The organism is Myroides injenensis M09-0166 (assembly GCF_000246945.1).
Classification (GTDB): Bacteria; Bacteroidota; Bacteroidia; order Flavobacteriales; family Flavobacteriaceae; genus Flavobacterium; species Flavobacterium injenense.
In genome coordinates, this window is sequence record NZ_BAEX01000098.1 from 1 (window position 1) to 11,795 (window position 11,795).

Here is an 11,795-nt window from a genome sequence, read left to right on the forward strand (position 1 = left end):
TAGTATCTGTTGTCTTAATAGTGAACAAACAAATAAGAAGTGTTATTATTTTATTTGCTGTGAAAAAGGAAGCTTTTTTAATGTTTGTTTTGTTGTTTGATACTAAAGAAATTTAGTCATTGCTATGAAAATTTAAAGAAGAAAAAAGGTGAGCAATTGCTCACCTTTTTTCTTATAATACAAACTGATTTTTTAAATAATCTTCGGCATGTCGACCTTCATTAAAAAGTAAATCTAAGATGCTTAAATTGTTAATAAATCCATTCTTATCATCAAATACCTGAGTATATGCTGTAAATGTATTATTGTCTTTTTTACCATTTGCTAGATGTCTATAATCATGAAAATCTTCTGGTAATTCTTTTAAATATTCTTTCGATTTTTGAAATTCTAGTTTTATACCTAGGCAATCTGTTATAATTTCATGAATCTTTAAATTCATATCTAATAGGAATACTTGCTTTTGTTCAAATATAGGACGTATATCATCTTCAAAGTACTCAAAGTATGGTGATGTCCTATAAGCGGCTTCTAAACTCTTAAAATGCTGTTTTTGCCAGCCAAAAGCATCTTCTATCTGTATATCTTTATATTTCTGATAATCTTTTTTACTATGCTTGATTGGAATATTTAACATCTGAATTCCATTAGCACTATGAATATACATTCTATTGCGATTAGTTTGCTTTTGAAAGTTATCTTCCATTTCATAAGTAATTGTATCTGCTTGTAACATTGCTACAAAGTGACTTATAGAAGGGAAGTAGGTAGGGTGAATAACTATATTATTCATTTCTTATTATTGATTTTATTTTTTCTTCTCTTTTCTTCGTTTATATGTATTGTAACCTATTATTCCTATTAATATTACGATAAAGTAAGGGAAGTAAGAGGTTTGTATACCATTTCCGTTAACTGTTGTGAATAGTCTATTCCATCTAATCTTATCTAGGGCTTTAGACCAAGGTATATTTTGATCTAAACTCATCCAAATAAATACTGGTTTTCCTACTATATGGTCTTCTGGTACGTAACCCCATTCTCTACTATCTGCTGAATTATCACGATTATCTCCCATCATAAAATAATAATTCTGTTGGAAAGTATAATTTGTACAAGGCTGACCATTAATAAAGATAGTCCCGTTCTTAACCTCTAAAGTATTGCTTTCATATTCTGATATGATACGAGTATAAAATTTGATGTTTTCTAAATTCAAATCAATAGTTTCACCTTGTGCAGGAATATGAATTGGCCCCATATCATTAGCTGTCCAGGTTTTATCTATTTGATTAAAAACTGAATAAGGATTAGGTGAATCTGGTGTTCTTTGTATCGTTTGAATTGCACTAAATGTTTTTAAGTACTCTACATCTTGATCGGTTAATGCTCTAAACATTATTTTAGTACGGTCATTAGGTATGTAATACCCATAAGGATCAGTAATATCCAATTTTTTGGCAATTGCATTAATATCTAATGGTGAACCATCTGTAGAAATGATGTAACTGAATTGTAATTTAGCTCTATCATTTAACTTAGCTTTCTCGCCATTTATATATACATAACCTTCTTTTACTTGTAAGTTTTCTCCAGGAAGTCCTACAGCTCTTTTAACATAGTGTGTTTTCTTATCAATAGGTTTTTGTACAGCAGGTTTCCAAACTCTATCATTGAATTTATAAATAGTGTCAGTCGGCCAGTTAAAAACAACGATATCATTGTGTTGAACTTTTTGAAAACCTGGTAATCTAAAATATGGTAAATGCGGTTTCTTTAAATAAGATTTCTTTTGTGTAAATGGTATTGTATCATGAGCCATTGGTAATGCTACAGTTGTAATTGGTGTTCTTGCTCCATAATGAAACTTACTTACAAATAGATAATCTCCAACTAATAATGTTTTTTCTAATGAAGAAGATGGAATGGTATAAGGTTGTATTGCATAAGTATGAATAATGGTAGCTACTACAATTGCAAATAATATAGAACTCAATGTTTCACCAGCCTCTGAGGTTGCTTTTATACTTCTATTCTCTACATATTTTACATCTCCAAAATAGTTTATATAGTAGATAAATAAACCCAGTGTCACCACCCCTAATATTGTATCAAGCGTAGATCTCTTTCCAAAACTTCTTAATGTTTCTACCCATACAACTGGAAACATGATTAAATTTACAATCGGTATAAATAATAAAATTACCCACCATTTAGGACGGTTGATAATTTTCATTAAAATTATAGCATTATAAATTGGTATTAATGCTTGCCAAGATTTAAATCCTGCTTTTATATATAATTTCCAAGTACCAGCAAAGTGAATTACTTGTACTAATAGGAAAAATAAAAACCACTGTAACATTGTCATAATTTATGCGTTTTATTGAGTAGAATTTAATTAAATGTTTTTTAGATCTAGTACATCTTTCATTGAGAATATACCAGTTTTACCTTTTATCCATTCTGCTGCTACCACAGCTCCTAAAGCAAAACCTTCTCTGTTATGTGCTGTATGTTTTATTTCTATTTGATCTATATCTGAATCGTAGAATATGCTATGGGTACCTGGTACACTATCTTTTCTAACTGCTTCAATTTTTATTTCACTTTCAGTAGGTGCATCTAAAGTCCAGTTTGTATAATCAGAGTTAGAAATTATTCCATTAGCCAATGTGATGGCTGTACCACTTGGTGCGTCTAGTTTTTGTGTGTGATGAATTTCTTCCATAGAAACGTTATATTGCTTCAGTTGATTCATCATTTTTGCCAAATACTCATTTAATTCGAAGAAAATGTTTACTCCTAAACTAAAATTTGAACCATATAGAAAAGCCCCATTATGTTGTTTACAATATGATATCACTTCATCATAATTAGTTAACCAACCCGTAGTTCCTGAAATAACTGGAACATTTTTTAGAATAGCTGCTTTTATGTTTTCTACGGCAGCAGAAGGCACACTAAAATCAATTGCAACATCAGCATTTTCTAGACCATCAAAAGTATCATTGCTTCGCTTTCTTAATACAATTGTATGACCTCTTTCTATTGCAATTCTTTCAATAATTTGCCCCATTTTACCGTAGCCAAGTAAAGCGATTTTCATAATAATAGTTGATTTAGAATTTGTATTGTATATTAATTGCGTATTGAAATTGATTTTGATAATCTAGTGGATTATTCAATTCAAAAACTGGTTTGATTGTAAGTTTTTCATTTACATTAAATTGTGACAAATGCGCATCCACGTTAGCGTCAACAATACTTAAAATATAAAAACCTACTGTAATTACTACAGATAAATCTCTATTTCTTCTATAGAAATTTTGCCCATCAAGTAATCGTTCATTATCTAATCCACCAAACGTTGGGTCACTTTCATCATATATACCACGCAATCTCTTTTTATACTCGTTACGATATCGAGTATAATTACGTTGATTATCCGCCCAAAAATAAGCTGGAATACCTATCCCTGCATATACTAACGGTAATTTCCAATATTTCTTGTTATAAATCTGTCCTAATCCTGGAACAATTGAAGTATAAAAGGCTGCCCGAGCTGGAGCCAATGGATCCAACGGCTTGTAGTCAGACTCTACTTTTGTAGGTTCTGCTTTCTTTTCATCCTCTTTTTCTTGTGCAAAACTATTTTGTCCTAATATGCTAAAAAAGAAAATAATAATTAATAGCTTACTTTTCACTAATCTTCTAAAAGTTTTATTATGCGATTTAAATCTTCTTCAGAGTGGAAAGGTATAGAAATTTTTCCTTTTCCATTCGTTGAAACTTTAATATCTACTTTTGTGCCAAAAAAATTACCAAAAGATTTAGAATATTCTGGTGGAACTGTATATGTTTTTCCTTTTTGCGAAGTTTCTGCAGTGTCAATTCCTCTTAATTTTTCTTGATATTTTTTGACCAATGCTTCAGTTTCACGAACAGATAAGTTATCTGTTATAATCTTGTGATATATATCTGTTTGAATATCTAGATCTTCAATATTAATTATTGCACGACCATGTCCCATTGTAATAAAACCATCTCTTATACCTGTTTGTATAATCGGGTCTAAACGAAGTAAACGTAAATAATTAGCAATAGTAGAGCGTTTTTTACCAATGCGCTCACTGACTTGTTCTTGGGTTAAGTTAATTTCTTCCATTAAACGTTGATACGAAAGTGCAATCTCAATAGGATCCAAGTCGTGACGTTGAATATTTTCAACTAATGCCATTGTCAAAGAATCATTGTCATTGGCAATTCTAATGAAAGCAGGAATTGTGTCTAATCCAGCTATTTTAGAAGCTCTTAAACGACGTTCTCCAGAGATTAACTGATATTTATTGAAATCAACTTTTCGTACGGTTATGGGTTGTATAACACCTAGTTCTTGAATACTAGTTGCTAATTCTCTAAGAGATTCTTCGTTAAAATTTGTTCTAGGTTGAAATGGATTAATTTCAATAGCATCTAAATCTAGTTCAATGATATTACCTACTACTTTATCAGCGTTGTTGTCACCAACTGATTTTATATCATTTTCTGGATCTTTTAATAGAGCCGATAATCCTCTTCCTAAAGCTTGTTTTTTTATTGCCTTTGCCATAATGTTTTACTTCTCGACTAAATATATTCTAGCTATTTCTGCGAATTATTTCTTCCGCTAAGTTAATATAATTTGTAGCTCCTTTACTTGTAGCATCATAGTTTATAATACTTTCACCAAAACTAGGTGCTTCACTAAGCTTTACATTTCTTTGAATGATAGTATCAAAGACCATATCATTAAAATGTTTTTGGACTTCTTCAACTACTTGATTAGATAATCGTAATCTAGAGTCATACATCGTAAGTAATAGACCTTCAATATCTAATTCAGGATTGTGTATTTTTTGTACACTTTTTATTGTGTTTAAAAGTTTTCCTAAACCTTCTAGTGCAAAATACTCACATTGAATTGGTATAATAACAGAGTCTGCTGCAGTCAGAGCATTTAAAGTCAATAGTCCTAAAGAGGGAGCACAATCAATAATAATATAATCATACTTGTCTTTAATAGATTTTAATGCCTCTTTAAGCATGTATTCTCTATTTTTTTTATCAACTAATTCAATTTCAATTGCAACTAAATCGATATGGGCAGGAATTAGATATACATTGGGAGCAGTACAATCGACAACTGCCTCTGCAGGGGTATAACTATGTTCTAAAATTTCATAAGTTCCTATCTCTACTGCGTCTATGTCAATCCCTAAGCCGGAAGAAGCATTTGCTTGAGGGTCAGCATCTATTAATAAGACTTTTTTCTCAAGTGCTCCTAAAGAAGCAGAAAGGTTAACTGAAGTGGTAGTTTTACCTACTCCACCTTTTTGATTTGCTACAGCAATGATTTTCCCCATTTTCGTAATGAAATTTAATAAGTCGTAAAAATACAATTATTTCTCTTTATATAAAATCTTATTTATTAACAGTTTATGAAAAATATTATTAGTCAATTGTTTACAAATAAAAAATGCTATTTCATTAAAAAATAGCATTAAGATGTATGTGTTTTAGTGTTTATTTTTATTAATAAGCTTAACATCTAATAAACTCTTTGATAAGAGAATTTATTTAAGTTACTTATAAAACAATGATGTCAAATTCATGATCTAAGGGAGATAATTTTTCTAATAGAATTTTTATTAATCCATCCCCATATTCTTTATAAAAAACCGAGTAATTCACAATGCGTTCTTGTAAACTGCCATTTGGGAATAATTCGTTTTGCAATAATGCAATTCTTTCAAGTTTTTCACTGTGACTTCTTTTTTCTGCTTTCAAAAATCTTTTTTCTAGATTATTGAGCCCTTTTAATTGTTTCTTTTCTTGTGCTTTTACAGCACCTAAAAAGGATTTGTCAGTTTGTAATGCAATATTCTCTAATGATTTGAATTGCTCTTGCAAAAATATTTTTTGTGCATTAAAATCATAATTATGAGTAGAATATTCTAATGCTTTTTTATTTAATAATTGTTCTTGTTTGGTAAAGATATCTTTCCAAGTTAATGCTAGTTTTTCTAATTTCTTTACTTGTTTATCAGTTACTAGTAAGACAGAATTTCGCAGTAATAGCATAGGAAAAGTAATCTTGTGTAATTCAAATACTTTCTTTAGCTCTAACCAATACGCTAATTCACCACCTCCTCCTGTATAGCACAAGTTAGGTAAAATAATTTCCTGATAAAGAGGTCTTAGAATTACATTTGGACTAAAACGTTCTGGATGATTATCTAATTCCTGTAATAATTCTGATTCTGTAAACTTAATATCTGTATTGTTTACTTTATAAATACCGTTTTCTGTTATAATACGCTCTCTAAGATTGTCCAGAATGTAAAAAACATTTATTTCGCGAGGATTAACTTGTATAAAGTAATTACTTAGTGTAGCGTAGCTTTTTTCTACTTCTTTTATGGCGCTTTGGTGTAATAGTTCCTCTTTTACATAAGGAATAAACAGCTTTTTTAATTCTTTATCATCACCATCAATAATTACTAGTCCATATTCAGCAAATAGTTCATTTGCTAAATAGCGAGTTGCATCAGTTAAATTAGTGTGTTTAAGATAAGCATTCTCAAATAACTCTTTAATTCTATCTGCATTAACTCCAATACCTATGTGTGATTTAAATACTTCAAATACTTTTTCAAGTCCATCAGTTGTTAATCTTCCGACAGGTCCATTACTCTCTTTGTTCCAACAAATAACTTTTTCATCAAAGATAAAATGATTTATTTCTTCAAAATCATGGTCTTCAGTAGCCATCCAATATACTGGAACAAAATTGTCCTCAGGGTATTTTTCTTTTAATTCTTTTGCCAAGTTGATGACTGAAATTATTTTATATAAGAAATACAGAGGTCCAGTAAACAAATTTAATTGGTGACCAGTAGTAACGGTATAAGTATTTTCCTTTTCTAACAATTGGATATTTTCTAAAGTTAGAGTAGATGTATTTGTGTTTTTATATTGTTTTTTTAAAGCATCAGAAAGGATCGCTCTATTAGCTAATGGATAATTTCTTTTTTTCTCTTCTATTTGAATCTTAAAACTGTCAATAGTTGGGAAATGATTATATAAGTGTCTTAGATTATCCTCTTGGTTAAGATAATCAATCATTAGTTTTGAGAAATAGCCTGAATTTTGAAATGTAATTTTATCTAAAGGCATAGTTTTTATTTTTTGCTAATTTAAACAATAATCGCTTTTTAATTTAAGGTTTAACTTTGTTTAAAGTTTTTTCAAAATGCATAGAACTTTTAATGCATGAAAAAACAAACGTAACTTTTGTTTGGTTAATCAACTAAAATAGCTTTTTATTTTGTAATTTAATTTTTTAAGTGGCTGTATTTTAATCCTTTATTGTTTGTTTTATAATGTTAATTTTCTAGTTAAGTGAGTTTTATATTATTTATAGTCTAAAAAGAATAGTGATTTTTTAGTCACTTGAATAGTAGTATCTTTGCACTCCAAATTTGAAACATAGTGAATACAACAATAGCCTTTATTACTCCTCCTTTTACACAGCTGAATACTCCTTATCCTGCAACGGCTTACATTAAAGGCTTTCTAAATACATTAGGTATTGATAGTTTTCATGCTGATCTAGGTATTGAGGTAATATTAGAATTGTTTAGTAGTAAGGGATTAATAAATCTATTTGATTATGTACATGAACATATAGAAGAGGTTTCTCCTAATATTCACCGCATATTAGCTTTAGAAGAGGACTATATTGCAACAATTGATGGGGTTATTGCTTTTTTACAAGGTAAAAATTCAACATTAGCACATGCAATTGTTCAAGAAGATTATTTGCCTAGAGCTTCTCGATTTGAGCAACTTGAAGAGTTAGAATGGGCATTTGGAACAATGGGTATTCAGGATAAAGCTAAACATTTATCAACATTATATCTAGAAGATTTATCTGATTTAATTGTAGAAACAGTTGATTCTAATTTTGGATTTAGTCGCTACGCTGAGCGTTTAGGTCGATCTGCACATACATTTGATGAATTATATGACGCTCTTCATCAGCCACTAACTTACATAGATGAGATTACATTGCGATTATTGGAAAAATTAATTACTTCTAAAGAACCTAAAATTATAGGTTTTTCAGTCCCTTTTCCCGGTAATCTATACAGTAGTTTTCGATGTGCTCAATACCTAAAAAAATATTACCCTGAGATTAAAGTTACTATGGGTGGTGGTTTTCCAAATACTGAATTACGTTCTCTAAAAGATGTAAGAGTATTTGAATTTTTTGATTTTATCACTTTAGATGATGGCGAAGCTCCTTTAGAAAATTTAATTCTTTTTGTAGATGGAAAAATAAAGCAAGAAGAGTTAAAGCGAACTATGATTGCAAAAAATGGTGAAGTAGTTTATATCAATAATCCTTTAAAGCGTGATTATAAGCAGTCAGAAGTTGGTACACCGGATTACTCTGACTTACCTCTTTCCAAATATATTTCTGTTATAGAAGTTGTTAACCCAATGCACCGTATGTGGAGTGATGGTCGCTGGAATAAATTAACTATGGCTCATGGTTGTTATTGGGGGAAATGTACTTTTTGTGATATAAGTTTAGATTATATAAAAATATATGAGCCAGTAGCCGCAAAGCAAATTGTTGATCGTATGGAAACATTGATTGAACAAACAGGAGAAACTGGTTTTCATTTTGTTGATGAGGCTGCGCCACCTGCTTTAATGCGAGAGGTGGCATTAGAAATAATCCGCCGAAAAATAACTGTTTCTTGGTGGACAAATATTCGTTTTGAAAAGAGTTTTACAAAAGATCTTTGTTTATTATTGAAGGCATCAGGATGTATTGCGGTTTCGGGAGGACTTGAAGTAGCTTCTGATCGCTTGCTTAAGCTAATTGATAAGGGGGTAACTGTAGAGCAAGTAGCCCGCGTTAATAGAAACTTTACAGAAGCAGGTATTTTGGTGCATGCCTATTTAATGTATGGTTTTCCAACACAAACTGCACAAGAGACAATTGACAGCCTTGAAATGGTGCGTCAATTATTTGAAGCAGGGATAATGCAGTCTGGCTTCTGGCATCAATTTGCCATGACAGCTCATTCACCTGTAGGAATGAATCCTGATGAGTATAAGGTTCAGCGTATTAATGAAGAAAAAGGAACATTTGCTAATAACGATGTACCTCATGTCGAAATGAATGGTGCTATACATGATAAGTTTTCTTTTGGATTAAAGAAATCACTGTTTAATTATATGCATGCAATGTGTTTTGACTGGCCTTTAAGTGATTGGTTTGATTTTAAAGTTCCTCGTACAAGTATTCCTTCAGATTATATCTATAAGTGCCTAGAAAGTGAGCCTATACCTACTTATAAACCTAATCAAAAAGTCGTTTGGCTTGGAACATTTCCTCATATTGAATATTTTGAGAAAAAGAAGAAAGGGCGCACTTTTGAAATGGCACACTTAATTTTTTATACCAAAAGAGATACTATTACAATTGATGTAAGTAAAGTAGTGGGGGATTGGTTTATTCATTTTGTAGATAACTTAAAAGAAAAAAACACGCAAACAATGACTTATCAGGAAATGAAAAAGAGTTTTGAAGAATTTACTGGAGAGGATTTTGAACCTTTTTGGTTTTCTAAACCGGCTCAATTATTAAAAGATATGGCATTGTTAGTCTTATAAATAATATAACAATGACGATTTGTAGTAGTCGTCATTGTTATATTTATAGGAAGATAACTTATTGTTGTTGTTCTTTTTTTAAGCCAACATTGAAGTAAAGATCTTTATGATTTACTTTTACAGTAACTTCTTCAACTGGCGTTTGGTTATATTGGACAGGTTTTAATTTATACATAGCTCCTGTTATAGGGTCAACTATTATCCCAATCAATCCACCAATGGCAACATTTCCGATAAACCAAGCATTAAATTCACGTTGTAAATCTATTTGATATGGTAGATAACCTTCATTTGTAACTTTTAAAGAATAAGATTGATTTCTTTTAAGTTTTGTATTATATGGAGTTTTTCCCACTTCTTTATTGTCAATGTATACCGTAGAATTTGTAGGAGTTGAATTAACTTCTATTCTTTGTTTACTTCCCGAAACTATTGTAGCACAACTTGTGCTTAATAATAAAAGAGAGAGGCTTAGTAATGTAGTGATTTTTTTCATTTTATGTTATTTAATTTTTTATATCTGTAAAATAATACTCAACAGTGACTCTATGGCAAGAACTCCAAAAATCTGGTCGTTTGTGGTGCGTGATTTTTATTGTATTCGCCCCATTTTCTTTTGCAACTGCTCGCGCTTGATCTAATACATAGTCTAAGCTGCATTTTACTGAAAATGCAGAATCTCCAAATTTACCGGTTCCAACTTTTTTATTAGGAGAAGGAACTTCCTCGCCAATTTTTAATATAGTGATTGCGGTTTTTTCATTAAGTGGTGGTTGCTTGTTAATAATGTTTGTATTTATAGTACTACTACAACTCATAAATATTAATATTGTAATTATTGTGACTAATTTTTTCATAATTTTTATGTACTAATTTTTTGTAAATATACTGTTAAAATAAGTGAAGTAAAAAATAAAAATCAAATAACGAGAACTTATTTATTTTTATTAATGAGGTCGTCTTGACTTTTGTAAAATAAAAAAGGGGTATAGAAATTTTAGAAAACTAAAAAATCAAGATGACTTCATCTTATTCTCGCTCTTCCAATTCATTACAACCGTTTAATTTTTAAACCTTTTAAAGTTAATCATTAAATTATTCAAAGGTCTTTTTTAATATAAGAGCTTAAATGATACTTGGAATAAATAATAGATTTCTAATCTGCCTTTAATACTATAGACGAGATGAGTTTTTCAACAATGCTTCAACAGTTCTTCAAGATTCCTTCAACAAATAGCTTTCTATATAGAGCAATCATGGGGAATTGTTGAAGAACTGTTGAAGGATTTAGCTCTAGTGCTTATGAATACTAGCTTTAGCAAGCATACCAATTTTAACTCAATAATGTGTTTTTAAGGGTAATATGTTGCAATTCAATTAGATATGTTTTTTAGGGTTAAAAAAAACGAGGTGGTTTTTTTGCTCAGATAATTAAAGTGTTTGCAGAAAATCTCATAGCTTGTTGATATGTAAAGGTGCTTCGTTTGATAGCTTTTGAACTTTACGCAAAAGATTAAATACCATATTAGCTAGTTGGATGACATGGAATTTTATGACTTTTATTGTTATAGATTTAAAGAAGTTTTTAGAAAATTTAAAAGTAAATTTGACTTCAATATGATTTTAATGTATTAATATAGTTTATCTTTAACATTTTAAACATCTATTTCATGAAAAGACAGTTTGCTTATTTCTTGACAACGATATTAATTGCTTTGTCATTTTCTTGTTTTAACGATGATAATACAAGTAATATTGAAGTAAAAGAATATGATGAGTATAGACTTAAGGTTCTTGTACAACCATCAGATGCACTGGTTGAACTTGTTTTTATGGAAAATGGTGAATTTATTAAACATCCAGTTAAGGGAATATTTGACGAGAAGATTTGCCATTATCCTAAGGATTCTAAACGAATTACTGTGATACAGTCTTCTAATAGCAAAGTAAAAGATCCTTATATCAAGATTGAATTATATAAGAGAAAAAAATTAAAAAGATCAGCTGAAGGTAATAAAGTAGTGACTTTGAATATTTAAGAAATTAACTATATATAATAAAAA

11 protein-coding genes are annotated in these 11,795 nt (G+C 30.0%); 2 read left to right on the forward strand and 9 right to left on the reverse strand.

What is annotated here, in order from left to right:
- Nucleotides 1-172 precede the first annotated feature (172 nt).
- The 7 genes from RH98_RS13300 to bshC form a co-directional block, all read right to left on the reverse strand.
- Nucleotides 173-793: a WbqC family protein gene (locus RH98_RS13300; RefSeq protein ID WP_010255798.1), complete on the reverse strand. Its 621-nt coding sequence runs from the start codon at nt 791-793 to the stop codon at nt 173-175.
- Nucleotides 794-808: 15 nt separating this feature from the next.
- The gene (lepB, locus tag RH98_RS13305; protein ID WP_010255800.1) at nt 809-2,371 is read right to left on the reverse strand and encodes a signal peptidase I; all 1,563 of its coding nucleotides are present in this window, start codon (nt 2,369-2,371) and stop codon (nt 809-811) included.
- Between the two features lie 30 nt (nt 2,372-2,401).
- Nucleotides 2,402-3,109 carry a 4-hydroxy-tetrahydrodipicolinate reductase gene (gene dapB / locus RH98_RS13310; RefSeq protein WP_010255801.1) on the reverse strand — a complete coding sequence of 236 codons (708 nt, stop codon included), beginning with the start codon at nt 3,107-3,109 and terminating at the stop codon, nt 2,402-2,404.
- Between the two features lie 13 nt (nt 3,110-3,122).
- A complete protein-coding gene (locus RH98_RS13315; protein WP_010255803.1) occupies nt 3,123-3,707 on the reverse strand; it encodes a DUF5683 domain-containing protein in 585 nt (194 codons plus the stop codon).
- Nucleotides 3,707-4,612 (reverse strand): ParB/RepB/Spo0J family partition protein, encoded by a 906-nt coding sequence (locus RH98_RS13320; protein ID WP_010255806.1) that lies wholly within the window; start codon nt 4,610-4,612, stop codon nt 3,707-3,709. The genes RH98_RS13315 and RH98_RS13320 overlap by 1 nt, the downstream gene beginning before the upstream one ends.
- A gap of 28 nt (nt 4,613-4,640) precedes the next feature.
- On the reverse strand, nt 4,641-5,405 hold the full coding sequence (locus RH98_RS13325) for a ParA family protein (protein WP_010255810.1): 765 nt from the start codon (nt 5,403-5,405) through the stop codon (nt 4,641-4,643).
- Between the two features lie 223 nt (nt 5,406-5,628).
- Nucleotides 5,629-7,218 (reverse strand): bacillithiol biosynthesis cysteine-adding enzyme BshC, encoded by a 1,590-nt coding sequence (bshC, locus tag RH98_RS13330; protein WP_010255812.1) that lies wholly within the window; start codon nt 7,216-7,218, stop codon nt 5,629-5,631.
- A 315-nt stretch (nt 7,219-7,533) separates the two neighbouring features.
- Between bshC and RH98_RS13335 the strand changes: the two genes are divergently transcribed.
- The gene (locus RH98_RS13335) at nt 7,534-9,732 is read left to right on the forward strand and encodes a B12-binding domain-containing radical SAM protein (protein WP_010255814.1); all 2,199 of its coding nucleotides are present in this window, start codon (nt 7,534-7,536) and stop codon (nt 9,730-9,732) included.
- 58 nt (nt 9,733-9,790) lie between these two features.
- On the opposite strand, the gene RH98_RS13340 is transcribed toward RH98_RS13335, so the two are convergent.
- Together RH98_RS13340 and RH98_RS13345 are read right to left on the reverse strand one after the other, a co-directional pair.
- Complete coding sequence (locus RH98_RS13340; protein WP_010255816.1) at nt 9,791-10,228, reverse strand: PEGA domain-containing protein; 438 nt, start codon at nt 10,226-10,228, stop codon at nt 9,791-9,793.
- Between the two features lie 10 nt (nt 10,229-10,238).
- Entirely contained in the window at nt 10,239-10,589 is a 351-nt protein-coding gene (locus RH98_RS13345; RefSeq protein ID WP_010255818.1) for a hypothetical protein, read from the reverse strand.
- A gap of 813 nt (nt 10,590-11,402) precedes the next feature.
- Between RH98_RS13345 and RH98_RS13350 the strand changes: the two genes are divergently transcribed.
- Nucleotides 11,403-11,771: a hypothetical protein gene (locus tag RH98_RS13350; RefSeq protein WP_010255820.1), complete on the forward strand. Its 369-nt coding sequence runs from the start codon at nt 11,403-11,405 to the stop codon at nt 11,769-11,771.
- The last annotated feature ends 24 nt before the right edge of the window (nt 11,772-11,795 follow it).

What these genes read in the sequence shown, in the direction of transcription:
- RH98_RS13340 (WP_010255816.1), bottom strand. Translation starts at nt 10,228, where the DNA reads ATGAAAAAAATCACTACATTACTAAGCCTCTCTCTTTTATTATTAAGC.
- dapB (WP_010255801.1), bottom strand. Translation starts at nt 3,109, where the DNA reads ATGAAAATCGCTTTACTTGGCTACGGTAAAATGGGGCAAATTATTGAA.
- lepB (WP_010255800.1), bottom strand. Translation starts at nt 2,371, where the DNA reads ATGACAATGTTACAGTGGTTTTTATTTTTCCTATTAGTACAAGTAATT.
- RH98_RS13345 (WP_010255818.1), bottom strand. Translation starts at nt 10,589, where the DNA reads ATGAAAAAATTAGTCACAATAATTACAATATTAATATTTATGAGTTGT.
- RH98_RS13350 (WP_010255820.1), top strand. Translation starts at nt 11,403, where the DNA reads ATGAAAAGACAGTTTGCTTATTTCTTGACAACGATATTAATTGCTTTG.
- RH98_RS13325 (WP_010255810.1), bottom strand. Translation starts at nt 5,405, where the DNA reads ATGGGGAAAATCATTGCTGTAGCAAATCAAAAAGGTGGAGTAGGTAAA.
- RH98_RS13320 (WP_010255806.1), bottom strand. Translation starts at nt 4,612, where the DNA reads ATGGCAAAGGCAATAAAAAAACAAGCTTTAGGAAGAGGATTATCGGCT.
- bshC (WP_010255812.1), bottom strand. Translation starts at nt 7,218, where the DNA reads ATGCCTTTAGATAAAATTACATTTCAAAATTCAGGCTATTTCTCAAAA.
- RH98_RS13300 (WP_010255798.1), bottom strand. Translation starts at nt 793, where the DNA reads ATGAATAATATAGTTATTCACCCTACCTACTTCCCTTCTATAAGTCAC.